The sequence below is a fragment of the Paraburkholderia phytofirmans genome, from assembly GCF_046028095.1.
Classification (GTDB): Bacteria; Pseudomonadota; Gammaproteobacteria; order Burkholderiales; family Burkholderiaceae; genus Paraburkholderia; species Paraburkholderia phytofirmans_A.
The window spans coordinates 208,175-223,652 of record NZ_JAQQDJ010000007.1; the positions used below are offsets into that span (position 1 = coordinate 208,175).

A 15,478-nucleotide genomic window follows, 5' to 3' on the forward strand; every position below is an offset into this window, starting at 1 on the left:
AGCACAGACTGCGGCCCGGCAAGCGTTTCAGGCGCGCCATTCCAAGGAGGTTCACGTGCCCCGCAAGACTCCCATCGAGCGCTACCGGAATATCGGCATCAGCGCTCACATCGATGCCGGCAAAACCACCACCACTGAACGCATCCTGTTCTACACCGGCGTGACCCACAAGATCGGCGAGGTTCACGACGGTGCGGCAACGATGGACTGGATGGAACAGGAGCAGGAGCGCGGCATCACCATCACGTCGGCGGCTACCACCGCTTTCTGGAAGGGCATGGCCGGCAACTATCCGGAACACCGGATCAACATCATCGACACCCCGGGACACGTCGACTTCACGATCGAAGTGGAGCGTTCCATGCGCGTGCTCGACGGCGCGTGCATGGTGTACGACTCGGTCGGCGGCGTGCAGCCGCAGTCGGAAACCGTGTGGCGTCAGGCGAACAAGTACAAGGTGCCGCGCATTGCGTTCGTCAACAAGATGGACCGCGTTGGCGCGGATTTCTTCCGCGTGCAGCGGCAAATCGGCGATCGCCTGAAGGGCAACGCCGTGCCGATCCAGATTCCGGTCGGCGCCGAAGATCACTTTCAGGGCGTGGTCGATCTGGTCAAGATGAAGGCGATCTACTGGGACGAAGAGAACCAGGGCATCAAGTTCGAATACCGTGATATTCCGCCGGAACTCGCGGCGACCGCGAAGGAATGGCACGACAAGATGGTCGAGGCCGCAGCAGAGGCGAACGAGGAACTGCTCGACAAATACCTCGGCGGCGAAACCCTGACCGAAGAGGAAATCAAGTACGGCATTCGCACGCGCTGCATCGCCAACGAAATCGTGCCGATGCTGTGCGGCAGCGCGTTCAAGAACAAGGGCGTGCAAGCCATGCTCGACGCGGTGATCGACTATCTGCCCTCGCCGGTCGACGTGCCCGCCATTACCGGTCACGACGAATACGACAAGGAAATCGAGCGCCATCCGAGCGACACCGATCCGTTCTCGGCGCTTGCCTTCAAGATCATGACCGACCCGTTCGTCGGCCAGTTGATCTTCTTCCGCGTCTATTCCGGCGTGGTGAATTCGGGCGACACGGTCTACAACGCCGTCAAGGAAAAGAAGGAACGCCTTGGCCGGATCTTGCAGATGCACGCCAACGAGCGCAAGGAAATCAAGGAAGTCTACGCGGGCGACATCGCCGCGGCCGTCGGCCTGAAAGAAGCGACCACGGGCGACACGTTGTGCGATCCGAACAACGTGATCATTCTCGAACGCATGATCTTCCCGGAGCCGGTGATCTCGCAGGCTGTCGAGCCGAAGACCAAGGTCGACCAGGAAAAGATGGGCATCGCGCTGAATCGTCTTGCCCAGGAAGATCCGTCGTTCCGCGTGCAGACGGATGAAGAATCCGGCCAGACGATCATCTCGGGCATGGGCGAGTTGCATCTGGAAATTCTGGTCGATCGCATGAAGCGCGAGTTCGGCGTCGAGGCGACCGTCGGCAAGCCGCAGGTCGCGTATCGCGAGACGGTGCGCAACAAGGTCGAAGACGTCGAAGGCAAGTTCGTCAAGCAGTCGGGCGGCCGCGGTCAGTACGGCCACGCGGTGATCACACTGGAGCCGGCGCCGCAAGGCAAGGGTTACGAATTCGTCGACGCGATCAAGGGCGGCGTGATTCCGCGCGAATACATTCCGGCAGTCGACAAGGGCATCGTCGAAACGCTGAAGGCCGGCGTGCTGGCGGGCTACCCGGTGGTCGACGTGAAGGTGACGCTGACCTTCGGTTCGTACCACGACGTCGACTCGAACGAAAACGCGTTCCGCATGGCCGGCTCGATGGCCTTCAAGGAAGCGATGCGCAAAGCCAAGCCCGTGCTGCTCGAACCGATGATGGCCGTCGAGGTGGAAACGCCGGAAGACTTCATGGGCAACGTGATGGGCGACCTGTCCAGCCGTCGCGGCATGGTGCAAGGCATGGAAGACATCGCCGGCGGCGGCGGCAAGCTGGTGCGCGCCGAAGTGCCGCTCGCGGAAATGTTCGGCTACTCCACGTCGCTGCGTTCCGCGACGCAGGGCCGCGCGACCTACACGATGGAGTTCAAGCATTATGCGGAAACGCCGAACAACGTCGCTGAAGCCGTGATCAACGCGAAGCACAAGTAAGCGCGATCCACCATCAAGCTGAAGGCAGCACACGCCAGCGGCAAGAAGCCCGTCCCCTGTGGACGGGCTTTTTTTCGTCCGCTGCACCGCACACAGGGCTTCTTCACACGCACGTTTTTGAACGTGCAAAAATGCCAGACGGCGCCGAGCCGAACGCCGGGACTCTCGCCCTCGAGGAGACACATCATGAGCCAGGATCACGAACACCCGCATTACAAGGACGTGCCGCCGGCCGGACCGGTCGATTGGCGCGAGCACGGTGTGAAGGTCATCAAAGGCGATCAGCTCGATACCAACACCGCGCAGACGCCGGGCATGAATCGCGCGGCCGCGATCAACGCCGCGCGCGTCGGCGCGCAGAAGATCTGGGCCGGCACCGTGACGATCCATCCGAATGCGAAGACCGGCGCGCATCATCATGGCGCGCTCGAAAGCGTGATCTACGTGGTGCGCGGCCAGGCGCGCATGCGCTGGGGTGAGCATCTCGAGTTCACCGCCGAAGCCGGCCCCGGCGATTTCATCTTCGTGCCGCCGTACGTGCCGCATCAGGAAATCAACGCGAGCACCGACGACCCGCTCGAATGCGTGCTGGTGCGCAGCGACAACGAAGCGGTGGTGGTCAATCTGAACATCGACGCGGTGGAACAGCCCGAAACAGTGTTCTGGGTCGATCCGATTCACAAGCATCCGCACGATCACTAACTTTCACTCACGCGACTCATGACGCCGACCGCTTCCCTGCGCCCACGCCTCTTCACGCTGTACGCCGTGCTGATCGCCGCCAATCTCGGCGCGTGGGCGTGGGCGCTGATCGCGTTTCGCCACTACCCGCTGCTGCTCGGCACCGCGCTGCTCGCGTATGGCTTCGGCCTGCGTCATGCGGTCGACGCCGATCACATCGCGGCGATCGACGCCGTCACGCGCAAGCTCATGCAAACCGGCAAGCGTCCGCTGGGCGTCGGGCTGTCGTTTTCGCTGGGGCATTCGACGATCGTGATTCTCGCGACGATCGGCATCGCGTGGACCGCGCATTCGCTGCACGGCCGTTTCGAGACGTTCAAGGCTGTCGGCGGGACGATCGGCACGCTGGTCTCCGCGAGCTTTCTGCTGGTGCTGGCCGCCGTCAACCTCGTGATTCTTCGCGACGTGTGGCGCCGCTATCGACACGTCCAACGCGGTGGCGAACTACCCGTTCAACCGCCGGACTCGATTGCGCCGGCCGGTCTGCTTTCGCGCGCGCTGCGACCGCTCTTCAGGCTCGTGACGAAAAGCTGGCACATGTACCCCGTCGGCGTGCTGTTCGGACTCGGCTTCGACACCGCGACCGAGATCGGTCTGCTGGCGATTGCCGCGTCCGAAGCCGGCAAAGGTCTGCCGCTCTACGCGATTCTCGTGTTCCCCGCGCTCTTCACCGCCGGCATGACACTGGTGGATTCGACCGACAACGTGCTGATGGTCCACGCCTACGGCTGGGCCATGGACGACCCGAAACGCAAGCTCTACTACAACGCGAGCATCACGTTCGTGTCGGCGGTGGTGGCGATCGTAATCGGCGGCGTCGAGGCGCTCGGTCTGCTGTCGGACAAGCTCGGCTTGAACGGCGGCGTATGGAACGCGGTGGCCAGCGTGAACGAGCGCTTCGGCGCCTTGGGCTATGGCATCGTCGCGGTGTTTATGGCGTGCTGGATCGGCTCGGTGCTGTTCCACCGCTGGCGGCGCCCGGACGCGGTCGCGCGGTAAATCCAACACCCTGCCGCGCGTCGCGGTCGGTAAGGTTTCCATTCGCGGCATTGGCCGTTGCGCTGCCGCAGCGGCAGGCGTCGCGGACATGCCTCGCGCCACGATCGCGTCGAACGTTGTGGTGACGATACACAGCCGCCCTTTTATCCGCCAAACGTGAACCCGGCGGCGGCGCAAGCGCTCCGAATCCATGAGCAATCGCTTACACTGAACCCGCTTCGCCTCGACGCTTTCGTCATTGCAATACCGTCGCCTGTCGCGCGCATCCGGCGCGGCCCTTCAGAACCGGCAACAGAACGGACTGGACACTCCATCGATGAAGACTCCCGCGGACCGATTTCTCGCACTCGACGCAGCCCGCCTCACCGCCGACGCCTACGGCAACCACGCCATCGACGAATTCCTCGCCGGCCGCATCACGCGCCGCGATCTGCTGCGCTATGCGAGCGTGATCGGTTTGTCGCTGGTCGGCGGCGGCGTGCTGAATGCGCCGCAAGCCCGTGCGCAAGGCACTGCAGGCGCGTCGAATCAGACGATCCGCGTGGCTCATCTAACGCCCGCGGGCGCGGTCGATCCACTCACGGTGACTGACGCCGCCAGTCTTGCGCTGCTGAATCAGACCGGCGAATTCCTGATCGACGACGACGGCGAAAAGCTCGTGCTGAAACCGGCGCTCGCCTTGTCGTGGAAACCGAACGACAAGGGCGACGTGTGGACCTTCAAGCTACGTCCGAACGTCAAGTTCCACGACGGCCAGCCGTTCAGCGCCAAAGACGTGGTCGCCACGTTCGACCGCCTCGCCGATCCGGCAAGCGGCTCGGCCGCGCTGTCCGTGCTCAAGGGCGTGCTGTCGAAAGGCGGCGCGAAAGTGGTCGACGACCACACGGTCGCGTTTCATCTGGATGCGCCGAACGGCAACTTCCCCTATTACGTTTCCTCGGACAATTACAACGCCGTGATCCTGCCCGCGAACTATGCGGGCGGTTATGAAAAGAGCTTCATCGGCACGGGTCCGTTCAAGCTCGAAAAGTATCAGGCTAAGGTGGGCGCATCGTTCGTGCGCAATCCGGACTACTGGGGCGACAAAGCGTTACCGCGACGCGTACAGTTCTCCTTCTACACCGACGAGCAGGCGCAGTTACTCGCACTGCAAGGCCATCAGGCGGACGTGATGGGCACCTTCACCGTGCAGGGCGGCGCCGGTATTCTGAACAATGCGGATTACAAGGCCGTGGGCGTGAAGTCGAGCGCGCATCGGCAGATTCATATGCGCAACGACAATCCGTTGTTCAAGGACAAGCGCGTGCGGCAAGCGCTGGCGTTGTCGCTGGATCGCGATGTGCTGGTGCGTGGCCTTTTCAAAGGCCGTGCGCAACTCGGCAACGACAGTCCGTTCGCGCCGGTGTTTCCGTCCTCGGATGCGGGCGTCCCGCAACGCAAGCTCGACGTCGCGAAAGCGAAGCAACTGCTCGCGCAAGCGGGCGTGCCGAACGGCTTCGACGTGACGCTGACCACCGAAAAATACATGGAAATTCCCGATCTCGCGGTGGTCGTGCAAAACGCGGCGAAGGCGATCGGCGTGCGTATCAATCTGAAGGTCGAGAGCCAGTCGCTGTATTACGGCGCGGGCACGCCGGGCAAATCGGATTGGCTCGACTCGCCGCTCGGCATTACCGACTACGGTCATCGCGGCGTGCCGAACGTGTTCCTGAATGCGCCGCTCACCAGCACCGGCACGTGGAACGCCGCGCACTTCAAGAATCCGCAATACGATCAACTTGTCGCGCAGTTCGTCGCCGCCATCGATCTCGGCTCGCAAAAGAAAATCTCCGGGCAGATCCAGACGCTATTGCTCGATGAAACGCCCATCATCATTCCGTTCTTCTACGATCAACTGATCGCCATGAGGAAGGGTGTGAACGGCGTGCGCTTCACCGCACTCGCGCAACTCTATTTCGACCGCGCGGTGTTGAGCGCGTGATGTTGAATGCCTGAGCGTCGGCGCGTTTGCGACAGGAGAGCACGATGTCGGCCACGGTGACCCCTTCCGCTTCCTCTGCGCCGAGCGGCAACGCGGGCCGCGTCGTGCGTTTTCTGGCGACGCGTGTTGGGTTGTCGCTGATCACGCTGTGGCTGTTGTCGGTGATCGTGTTCGCGGGCGGGCAACTTTTGCCCGGCGACATCGGCCGCGCGGTGCTCGGCCCACTCGCCGATGCGCGCGCGGTCGCCGCGCTCAATCATCAACTCGGCGCGGACCGGCCGCTGATGACGCAATACGTCGACTGGATTTCGCATTTCGTGCGCGGCGATATGGGGCTGTCTTACGCGTATCGCGAACCGGTGCGGCCGTTTATCGCTGAGGCGCTCGCGCATTCCGCCAAGCTCGGCTTGCTGGCGTTCATTGTCGTCGTGCCGCTCGGCATTGCGGGCGGCGTGTGGTCGGCCATGCACGCGGGGCGCTGGCTCGATCGCACGATCAGCATTGCTGGATTGTCGGCGACGGTGGTGCCGGAATTCGTTTCTTCGATCGTGTTGATCCTGGTGTTCGGCGTGTGGTTGCGCTGGCTGCCGATTGAAGCGTCGTATCCGCCCGAAGCGGGCGCGCTCGAACAATTGCGTCATCTGGTGCTGCCGGTGCTGCCGCTTGTGCTTGTGTTCTTTGGCTATATCGCTCGAATGGCGCGTGCGGGGACCGTCGAGGCGCTCGATGCCGACTACACGCGCACCGCGATTCTCAAAGGCTTGCCGCGTCATATCGTGATCTGGCGGCATGTGTTGCGCAATGCGCTGCTGCCCACCATCACGGTCGCCGCCACGCAACTCGGCTATATGATCGGCGGCCTCGTGGTGGTCGAGACGCTGTTCCACTATCAAGGCATCGGCTCGCTGATCTACAACGCGGCCAAGGCCAAGGACTTTCCGATGCTCGAAGCAGGCGTGCTGACCATCGGCGTGGTCTACACCGTCGCCAATCTCGTCGCCGATGCGCTGCATGTGCTGCTCAATCCGCGGCTGCGGGTAAGGAGCGCCGAATGAGCACGATCGTTCCGCCGACACCACGTGTTGCCGCCGAGCCGCGCTTCGACCAGTTGCGCCTGCTGTTGCGCTCGCCCACCTTCGTGGTGGGCGTGGTGATCGTCATATGGTGGATCGTCTGCGCGATTGCCGGGCAATGGATCGTGCGCATCGATCCGTACGCCTCCGATCCGCTCAATTCGCTAACGCCGCCCGACAGCACGCATTGGTTCGGCACCGATCAACTCGGGCGCGACGTGTTTTCGCGCGTGATCGTCGGTGCGCGCGACATTCTCACCATCGCGCCACTTGCGACCTTGCTCGGCACGATAGCGGGTACCACGCTGGGCTTGATCGTCGGCTACTTTGAAGGCTGGGTGGACAACGTGGTCGGACGCGCGATCGACGCCGTGCTCGCGCTGCCGCTCGTGATCGTCGCGCTGCTCGCGCTCGCCGCGGTCGGTGCGTCGAACCTCACCGTCATTCTCGTGATCGGCATCACCTTCACGCCGATCACCGCGCGCACCGTGCGCGCCGCCGTCTTCGCCGAACGGCATCTCGACTACGTCGCCGCGGCGCAGCTGCGCGGCGAACGCGCACCCTACATCATGTTCGCCGAGATTCTGCCGAACGTGCTCCCGCCGATCATCGTCGAGGCGACGGTGCGGCTCGGCTACGCAATCTTCGCGGTCGCCACGCTGTCGTTTCTCGGCTTCGGCATTCAGCCGCCGTCGGCCGATTGGGGCCTCGCGCTATCCGAGTCGTACACGCTGATGGCGGGCGGCGCATGGTGGACCGTGGTGTTCGCGGCCGGCGCGATTGCCAGCCTGGTGGTCGGCGTGAATCTGATCGCCGACAGCGTGCAAGGCTTGCTCGACCGATGAACGGCCCGCCGCCCTCCTCGTTCCCCGCCTTCGACGTCTCGAAGAGCGATCGCACGGACGCGCTGACCGTCGTCGGCCTCACGGTCACGTACCGGATGCGCGGACGCGACCGCGAAGTGCTGCAAGATATTTCGTTTCGCGTACGGCGCGGCGAGGCGTACGGTCTGGTCGGCGAGTCCGGCTGCGGCAAATCGACGGTCGCGATGGCGGCGCTGCGCTATCTGCCGCGCAACGGCAAGGTGAAGGCCGGCAAGATCATCATTGCCGGCGAGGACGTGCAGAAGCTCAACGCCGACGCGTTGCGCAACATGCGCGCCAATGCGATTTCGATGGTCTATCAGGATCCGGGGCGCGCGCTGAATCCGTCGCTGACGATCGCGCGGCAAGTCTCCGAAGCATTCGAAGCCGCCGGTGTCGCGCGCGACGAAGCCTTGCGACGCACGCACGAGATGCTGCAGCGCGTACGCATCGCCGCGCCCGAGCGGGTGATGGAGAGTTATCCGCATCAACTGTCGGGCGGTATGCAACAGCGCGTGGTGATCGCCATGGCGCTCGCCTCGAACCCTGCCCTGTTGATTCTCGACGAACCGACCACCGGGCTCGATGCGACCGTCGAAGCGGAAGTGCTCGACCTCGTCGCGCAGTTGCGCAAGGAGCTCGGCACGGCGGTGCTCTTCATCAGTCACAACCTCGCGGTGATCGGGCGGATGTGCGAACGCGTCGGCGTGCTTTACGCGGGCAAACTGGTCGAAGAAGGCGCGACGCAAGATGTCTTCACGCGGCCGCGCCATCCGTATACGGTCGGGCTGTTGCGCTGTTTGCCCACGGTTGGGCGCAGCAAGGACAGCGAACGGCTCGATACGATCGCGGGCAGTCTGCCCTCGCCCGGTTCGGTCACGCAGGGCTGCATCTACGCGGACCGCTGCCGCCTCGCCGACGACCGCTGCCGCCGCGAAGCGCCGCCGCCGTATCGCGTGAGCGCTGCGCACGGCGATCAGATGTCACGCTGCCATTACCACGAACGCGCGATCGAATTGCCGCGTGCGAGCGCGGAAGGTTTGCCCGAGCGCAATGGTGCGTCGCTCGACGGCAAGCCTCCAGCGATCGTGCTGCGTGCGGAAAAACTCTCGAAGACCTTTCATGTGTCCGGCGCTCCGCTGCGTGCGGTCGACAACGTCTCGATCGATCTGGCTAGCGGCGAAACGCTCGGCCTCGTCGGCGAATCGGGCAGCGGCAAGACGACGCTCGCCAAGCTGATGCTCGGCCTGCTCACGCCGGATGCGGGCAGCGTGCTCGAACTCGACGGCGCGCCGCTTGCCGCGCGCGTCACGCGGCGCAACACCGAGCAGGTCAAGTCGCTGCAGATCGTTTTTCAGAATCCGGACTCCGCGCTCAATCGCGCGCATTCGGTGAAACGGCTGATCGGCCGCGCGTTGTCGCGACTCACCGCATTGCGCGGGCCGGCCATCGACGAACGGCTTGCCACGTTGACGGCCGCCGTGCGCTTGCCGGAGCGCTATCTCGGCTCACGCACGCGGCAATTGTCCGGCGGGCTCAAACAGCGTGTGGCGATTGCCCGCGCGTTTGCCGGCGAGCCGCGCGTGGTGGTCTGCGATGAACCGACATCCGCCCTCGACGTCTCCGTGCAAGCCGCGATCCTGAACCTGCTCGCTGATCTTCAACGCGAGCGCGGCGTGAGTTACGTTTTCATCTCGCACGATCTTCACGTTGTGCGCTATCTGTCGGATCGTATCGCGGTGCTGTATCTGGGCAGGCTGCTGGAAATCGGACCGGCAGCGGCCGTGTTCGAAGGACCGCATCATCCTTATACGGAAGCATTGCTGTCTTCGGTGCCGACACTCGACGGTCAAGGCGGCGCGACCCGCATCCGCCTGTCCGGCGATTTGCCGAGCGCGGCATCGCCGCCGTCCGGCTGCGTGTTTCACACGCGCTGCCCGCGCAAGATCGGGGCGATCTGCGAGCAGCAGGACCCGCCGTTCGTCGATGCCGGCGAAGGCAAGGCGGCGACGCCGTCCGTGCATCGAATCCGCTGCCACATCCCCGTGGACGAATTGCGCGCGCTGCAAACCGCTTCGCGCGGCGATGCGGGAAACGTCGCGGGCAAGGTGCCTGGCGACGGATCGGCGAACGCGCCCGAGAACGCCGGGCGTGACGAGTAACGCGGCATAGCGCGGCATCGAGCCCGCGCGTTTCATCGCCGAAACGTTTTCCTGTGTTTTTTCAGTGTGCGCATCGCACATCGCTACCTCGCGCCTGTTACGTCAAGGCTTCCCGGCCAGTGGCATGGATATCGCTAAGTACTGACCAGACGGTCGAAGCCAGAGAGGCTCATCGCATCAGCAAGAGCGCCTTTGTGCGCGCCACCGCGACGCAACGCGATGCATGGCGATGCACGGCAAAACGATAACCGGGCAAGCGTGCGTCAGCGCTTGTCCATGCACCGGCTAAGCAGCCGGGAAGATAACGATGCGTGATTGATCGACATCGGCAAGACAATTTCGGGGGGCGACGAGGCCCGCGTGCAGACAGGCCCACCGCTGCAGACTCAGCGTGAGAGATGGCGGCAGCGAGGTGTCGTCGTTCCCTCGGGAGAGACGTGATGAAGACCATAAGATTCAATCAGTACTACTGCGGGGTGATTCGAAGTGCCGCGATCGTAGCGGGTGTTGTTGCGCTGGCTACTCAGGTCGCGTATCCGGCCTCGCCGGATGTGATCCCCAAGTGGATCGTGCTCGCGGACGCGTCGCTGCCCGCCAGCGCAGTGCATGAAACAGCGCAGCTTGCACAGAGCGACAGCGCGGTGCCGGGCGGTTTGGCGACCGGCGCGGCAGCCGGCGAACCGACCGCCGCCGACGACGCCGCGCTGGTCTTTCAACCGCACGACTGCAACCGCGCCAACGTTAGCGGATGCGCGCCTCACGGCGGCGGTAGCGGGAGTAACGGTGCAGCGAGTTCGGGCAACAGTGGCGCCGGTTCGAATAGCGGCGCAGGTGGCGCAGGTGGCGCGGCGGGTTCGGGGAGCGGCAACTCCGGTGCAAGCGGAAGCGGCAAGGGGGGTGGTGGCGGGAGCAGTGGCAGCAGTGGTGGTGGCAGCAGCGGCGGCGGAAGCAGCGGCGGTGGCAGCAGCGGCGGTGGCAGCAGCGGCGGTGGCAGCAGCGGCGGTGGCAGCAGCGGCGGCGGAAGCAGCGGCGGTGGCAGCAGCGGCGGCGGAAGCAGCGGCGGTGGCAGCAGTGGCAGCGGAAGCAGCGGCGGCGGCGGGAGCGGCGGCTGCGGTTGCGGAGGCTCCAGCGGCGGCGCCGGCGCCGGTGGCGGTAAAGGTGGTGGCTTTGGCGGTGGTTTCGGCGGTGGTAAAGGTGGAGGTTTTGGCGGCGGCTTCGGTGGCGGTTTCGGCGGCGGCTTTGGCGGAGGCTTCGGCGGCGGTCACGGAGGCAAGGGTGGCGGCGGTAACGGTGGTGGCAATGGTGGAGGGAACGGGCACTAGCAATCGCCCGGTCTTCGGTTGGGGTGCCCCCGCGCCCTGACCGCGCCAGCCTCACATGCCGATTTACCGTTCGCTATCCGCCGGCATCGGCGGTGATGTCTCGATCCCCCGGTCGAGCGTCACCGCCCGAGGCCGGTCGGTTCGAGCGATGCATATAAGCGGGCCGATAACCCGCGGTGGCGCGAAGCTGGACCGCGCGTCAGGACCGCACACTCGAACCGCGCACGCCAACGTGCCCGTAGGCGGCAAGAACTCGAACAATCAGCCGCCCGTGCGTGCGCGCCTGGAACCAAACCGAAGCGATCGCCTCATATCAGATTCAACGTTCGATATGAGGGCACCACAACATGCAACGAAACGTCCCCCACTCCGCGGCACGTGCGGCCACCGGCCTTGCAATCGCCGCCGCGCTCAGCCTCGCATCGCTCGCTCATGCGCAAACGTCCGCGCAAACATCGGCGCAAACACTCGCGCAAACACAAACGGCACAGCCGCTCTCACCGACACTGTCGCAAGCCGCCCCGCCGGTCGATCCCACCTTCTCCGCCTATTCGCTCGCGCAAACCTGCAAGCAGAAAACCGACAATGTCGCGCAAGGTCAATGCGTCGGCGCGATTCGCGGCATCATTCATGGCTATCAGTACGGCGTGCTGTTCCTCGGTCAGCGCAGCGCGTTGCCCGCCAATGAAACGCAGCGCGTGTCGTTGTGCCTGCGTAATGTGCAGGTGTCGTCGATCGTCGACGAATTCGTTGCGGACGCCGCCCAGGTCAACGAAGATTCGCTCAAACACACTCCCGCGGAAGTCGCGGTGCTCGGCTCCGTTCACATGCACCACAGCTGCAATTGACGAGCCGCGCTGCACTTACAGCATTTCGAGCGGCCGCTTGCCGCGCGGCGGTTTGAAGTGAGCGTCGATGGCGGCCAGTTCATCGGCGCCGAGTTGCAGTTGCGACGCGCGATGGTTGTCGCGCACGTGCTCGACGCGCGCCGCCTTCGGAATCGCGAACACGTCAGGCTGGCGCAGCACCCACGCAAGCGCGACCTGAAACACCGAGACGCCGCGCGCGTCGGCGATATCGTCGAGCGGCGAGCGCTTGGGCAAGCGTGCGTGGTCGACCGGGCTGTACGCCATGGCCGGCATCTTGCGCGCGGCGAGCCACGGCAGCAGATCGAACTCCGGCCCGCGGCGCGCCACGTTGTAGAGAATCTGATTGGTCGCGCAGGCATCGCCGCCCGGTGTGGCGACGAGTTCTTCCATGTCCTCGGTGTCGAAGTTGCTGACGCCCCAATGGCGGATCTTGCCCGCCCGGCGCAACGCCTCGAAACCCTCGACCGTTTCCGCGAGCGGCACCGAGCCGCGCCAGTGCAGCAGATACAGATCGAGCTGATCGGTCTTCAGACGCTTCAGGCTCTGCTCGCAGGCCGCGATCACGCCGCGCCGACTGGCGTTGTGCGGATACACCTTGCTGACCAGAAACACCTTGTCGCGCAGTCCGGCCAGCGCTTCACCGAGCAGCGATTCGGTCGCGCCGTCGCCGTACATTTCCGCCGTATCGATCAACGTCATGCCGAGCTCGATACCGCAGCGCAGCGCGTCGATCTCAGCGGCACGCCGCGTCGGCATTTCACCCATCTCCCAGGTGCCCTGCCCCAGTTTCGGAATGCGCTCGCCGTCGGGCAGGCTCACGCTTGCGATGTCGCTCGTCATGCTGACTCCTCGAAGTGGCTCAGTGGTCGGCAATATCGCTGCGCAAGCGAATGCGCGGCGCGTGCCACGAAAAATCATAGCGACGAGTTTAGCGGTTCAACGGGAATTCGATCGGACACCAGGCAAAAGCCCGCTATAACACAGCGCGCCGATGTCATAGAATTGCCGCTTGCCCTTCTTGCGTGAGCTCCATGACCTCTGCCTCGGAAGACCGCTGGCGCGACCTGCGCCCGGACCCGGAAAACGACACGCCGCTATATCTGCAACTGGCTCGCAAGCTTGGCGCCGCCATTCACGAGAACCGCTGGAACGCGGGCGAGGCGCTGCCCTCGGAGCGTGTGCTCTCCGAGGCGCTCGGCGTATCGCGCATCACATCGCGCAAGGCGATTGCCTTGCTGGTCGAGCAGGGTTTGATTCGACGCACTCAGGGCGCGGGCAGTTTCATCACACCACGCTACGAAGATCCGCTGTCGCGTCTGTCGAGCTTTAGCGAAATGCTGCGGCGGCGCGGGTTCACGCCGAGTTCGAAGTGGCTCTCGCGCGAAATTTTGCCCGCTAATCGCGACGAGGTGATTCAGCTCGGCTTGTCGCCGGCGGCGGCAGTGACACGGTTGCGTCGCTTGCGGATGGCCGACGGCATCGTGATGGCCGTTGAAAATTCCACCTTCCCCGCCGCGGTGATTCCCGATCCTCAGGCGATTGGCGATTCGCTGTACACGTATCTGGAGAATCGTGGACTGACGATTGTCCGCGCGTTGCAGCATTTTCGTGCGGTGAACGCGAGCGAGGAAATCGCGCAGCAAATGAGCATCGCGCCGAACGAGGCGTTGCTGTTGATCACGCGTGTGGGCTACACCGCCGATCAGCGCGCGATCGAGTTGACCGATACCTACTGCCGTAACGATTACTACGACTTCGTGGCGGAGTTGAGGAAGTAGCTGGCCTTTTGCACTGTGCGCGGAGCGTGCGTTGGTTGTGTGTCGGCACACGCCGCGCCGCAGGCCAGCTGACCTGAAGTCCTCACGCCCACTGAGCCTCATGGGCGCCTATTCGGGTCGGCGGCAGCGCGAAGTACGCAGGCGTCTCGTCCAAAGCCTCAGCCGGTTGAACGCCTAGCACCCGTCCAAACTCCGACTCCACGGTCGCGAGGCAGTCGCGCACATCGTCGAGCGTGACGTCGGGCGCTTGCCAGCCATCGGCGATCTGCCCTAACGATTGCAGCCACCGGCCCGTTTGCGCGAGCGAGACGCGTACATGCCAGCTTCCACCTTCGGTAGCCCGCCGCGCCAATGCGACCATCGCGCCGAATGCCGCGAGATACCCCGTCGCGTGATCCAGCGCCTGACACGGCAAATGCTTGGGCTCGTTCCACCCTGCCGCCTGCCGCTCAGTGAAGGCAATCCCGCTCGCCGACTGCACCAGGCTATCGAACCCACGCCGTTGCGCCCACGGCCCATCATGCCCATAAGCCGACACCGAGACATAGACGATCCCTGGCCGCACACGCGCCAGCTCCTCCGGACCGAAACCGCGCGCGGCCAGCGCTCCCGGGCGATATGCCTGCAGAAATACATCGGCATCGGCGGCGAGGCCGCGCAACACCTCACGCCCGGCCGCGTCGCGCAGATCGGCGAGAGCCGAACGCTTGCCACGGCCGTTGTCGATCACCAGCGGCGCGATGTTCGGCAGATGCGGTCCGTTGATCATCAACACGTCCGCGCCGTGCTGCGCGAGCGCCCGCCCGGCCACCGGCCCGGCAATGATGCGCGACAGATCCAGCACCCGCACGCCCGCCAGCGGCCGAGCCGCGTCGGACTCACGCGGCGGCTCGGCCGACGCGTCGCCGATGCGCTCGATCTCGAAGAGCGGCAAGCCCGCGATCGCTTTCGCCTGATCGAGCGCGGCCCACTCGTCGGGCGTGCGAATCAACGCCGCGCAGAGGCCGGCGTCAGCGAGGGTCTGGTCGAGCGTCGCGCCGTCCCAGTTGCGAATCGCGGTGGCCACGGCAGCAGGATCGTTCTCGCAACCGAGCACCTGCAATACGCCCCGCAGGTGATGCGCGAAGTTCGTATGCAGTTGAATCCAGCGGCCGTCGCGCGTCTCGTAGAAACCCGTTACCGGATCGCGCAAGGCGGGCGGCGGCCCGTCGTCGACACGCAAATAGCGTTCGCTGCGAAACGACGCCAGCGCGCGCCGCATCTCCACCGTCACGTGCTGCCTGTGCCCCGTGCGCAAACGCTGATATTCGGCCGCAGCAAGACCCGTCGCGGCGATGCTCGCCGAGGCCAGGCTGCCGACCCGGTAGACCGACGGCAAGCCCGGATCGGCGCCGGTCAGCGTCACGGAATGCAGCGCGGTCGGGTCGCATCCGGCGAGCGTCCAGATATGTTTGAGAGCGAGTTCAGGTGTCATGTCGTCCATAGCGAAGCAGGAAGAAGTGAACCGAGTCTAGAATTCCGCCTCGTAG

Annotated in this window: 12 protein-coding genes; 10 read left to right on the forward strand and 2 right to left on the reverse strand. The window is 64.6% G+C overall.

The genetic code is table 11. The features are described from left to right. The first annotated feature begins 55 nt into the window (after window positions 1–55). The 9 genes from fusA to PQR54_RS21070 all read left to right on the forward strand — a co-directional run bounded on the left by fusA (window position 56) and on the right by PQR54_RS21070 (window position 12,150). Window positions 56–2,161: an elongation factor G gene (gene fusA, locus PQR54_RS21030; protein ID WP_408248987.1), complete on the forward strand. Its 2,106-nt coding sequence runs from the start codon at window positions 56–58 to the stop codon at window positions 2,159–2,161. Between the two features lie 186 nt (window positions 2,162–2,347). Next, entirely contained in the window at window positions 2,348–2,863 is a 516-nt protein-coding gene (locus PQR54_RS21035; protein WP_408248989.1) for a cupin domain-containing protein, read from the forward strand. An 18-nt stretch (window positions 2,864–2,881) separates the two neighbouring features. After that, the gene (locus PQR54_RS21040; RefSeq protein WP_408248991.1) at window positions 2,882–3,901 is read left to right on the forward strand and encodes a HoxN/HupN/NixA family nickel/cobalt transporter; all 1,020 of its coding nucleotides are present in this window, start codon (window positions 2,882–2,884) and stop codon (window positions 3,899–3,901) included. A 316-nt stretch (window positions 3,902–4,217) separates the two neighbouring features. After that, window positions 4,218–5,882: an ABC transporter substrate-binding protein gene (locus PQR54_RS21045; RefSeq protein WP_408248993.1), complete on the forward strand. Its 1,665-nt coding sequence runs from the start codon at window positions 4,218–4,220 to the stop codon at window positions 5,880–5,882. Between the two features lie 44 nt (window positions 5,883–5,926). After that, the gene (locus PQR54_RS21050; protein WP_408248995.1) at window positions 5,927–6,937 is read left to right on the forward strand and encodes an ABC transporter permease; all 1,011 of its coding nucleotides are present in this window, start codon (window positions 5,927–5,929) and stop codon (window positions 6,935–6,937) included. Continuing rightward, complete coding sequence (locus PQR54_RS21055) at window positions 6,934–7,800, forward strand: ABC transporter permease (protein WP_408248997.1); 867 nt, start codon at window positions 6,934–6,936, stop codon at window positions 7,798–7,800. Before PQR54_RS21050 ends, PQR54_RS21055 begins: the two co-directional genes overlap by 4 nt. Next, complete coding sequence (locus PQR54_RS21060; protein ID WP_408248999.1) at window positions 7,797–9,980, forward strand: ABC transporter ATP-binding protein; 2,184 nt, start codon at window positions 7,797–7,799, stop codon at window positions 9,978–9,980. The genes PQR54_RS21055 and PQR54_RS21060 overlap by 4 nt, the downstream gene beginning before the upstream one ends. 440 nt (window positions 9,981–10,420) lie before the next feature. Continuing rightward, window positions 10,421–11,302: a hypothetical protein gene (locus PQR54_RS21065; protein ID WP_408249001.1), complete on the forward strand. Its 882-nt coding sequence runs from the start codon at window positions 10,421–10,423 to the stop codon at window positions 11,300–11,302. 347 nt (window positions 11,303–11,649) lie between these two features. After that, the gene (locus PQR54_RS21070) at window positions 11,650–12,150 is read left to right on the forward strand and encodes a hypothetical protein (protein ID WP_408249003.1); all 501 of its coding nucleotides are present in this window, start codon (window positions 11,650–11,652) and stop codon (window positions 12,148–12,150) included. Window positions 12,151–12,165: 15 nt separating this feature from the next. On the opposite strand, the gene PQR54_RS21075 is transcribed toward PQR54_RS21070, so the two are convergent. Continuing rightward, window positions 12,166–13,011 carry an aldo/keto reductase gene (locus PQR54_RS21075; RefSeq protein ID WP_408249005.1) on the reverse strand — a complete coding sequence of 282 codons (846 nt, stop codon included), beginning with the start codon at window positions 13,009–13,011 and terminating at the stop codon, window positions 12,166–12,168. A 191-nt stretch (window positions 13,012–13,202) separates the two neighbouring features. Between PQR54_RS21075 and PQR54_RS21080 the strand changes: the two genes are divergently transcribed. Then, the gene (locus PQR54_RS21080) at window positions 13,203–13,949 is read left to right on the forward strand and encodes a GntR family transcriptional regulator (protein ID WP_012434145.1); all 747 of its coding nucleotides are present in this window, start codon (window positions 13,203–13,205) and stop codon (window positions 13,947–13,949) included. A gap of 82 nt (window positions 13,950–14,031) precedes the next feature. On the opposite strand, the gene PQR54_RS21085 is transcribed toward PQR54_RS21080, so the two are convergent. Further along, window positions 14,032–15,423, reverse strand: coding sequence for a CoA transferase (locus PQR54_RS21085; protein WP_408249007.1), 1,392 nt, complete (start codon window positions 15,421–15,423; stop codon window positions 14,032–14,034). Between the last annotated feature and the right edge of the window lie 55 nt (window positions 15,424–15,478).

What these genes read in the sequence shown, in the direction of transcription:
- PQR54_RS21055 (WP_408248997.1), top strand. Translation starts at nt 6,934, where the DNA reads ATGAGCACGATCGTTCCGCCGACACCACGTGTTGCCGCCGAGCCGCGC.
- PQR54_RS21040 (WP_408248991.1), top strand. Translation starts at nt 2,882, where the DNA reads ATGACGCCGACCGCTTCCCTGCGCCCACGCCTCTTCACGCTGTACGCC.
- PQR54_RS21065 (WP_408249001.1), top strand. Translation starts at nt 10,421, where the DNA reads ATGAAGACCATAAGATTCAATCAGTACTACTGCGGGGTGATTCGAAGT.
- PQR54_RS21085 (WP_408249007.1), bottom strand. Translation starts at nt 15,423, where the DNA reads ATGACACCTGAACTCGCTCTCAAACATATCTGGACGCTCGCCGGATGC.
- PQR54_RS21075 (WP_408249005.1), bottom strand. Translation starts at nt 13,011, where the DNA reads ATGACGAGCGACATCGCAAGCGTGAGCCTGCCCGACGGCGAGCGCATT.
- PQR54_RS21035 (WP_408248989.1), top strand. Translation starts at nt 2,348, where the DNA reads ATGAGCCAGGATCACGAACACCCGCATTACAAGGACGTGCCGCCGGCC.
- PQR54_RS21045 (WP_408248993.1), top strand. Translation starts at nt 4,218, where the DNA reads ATGAAGACTCCCGCGGACCGATTTCTCGCACTCGACGCAGCCCGCCTC.
- PQR54_RS21060 (WP_408248999.1), top strand. Translation starts at nt 7,797, where the DNA reads ATGAACGGCCCGCCGCCCTCCTCGTTCCCCGCCTTCGACGTCTCGAAG.
- PQR54_RS21050 (WP_408248995.1), top strand. Translation starts at nt 5,927, where the DNA reads ATGTCGGCCACGGTGACCCCTTCCGCTTCCTCTGCGCCGAGCGGCAAC.
- PQR54_RS21080 (WP_012434145.1), top strand. Translation starts at nt 13,203, where the DNA reads ATGACCTCTGCCTCGGAAGACCGCTGGCGCGACCTGCGCCCGGACCCG.
- PQR54_RS21070 (WP_408249003.1), top strand. Translation starts at nt 11,650, where the DNA reads ATGCAACGAAACGTCCCCCACTCCGCGGCACGTGCGGCCACCGGCCTT.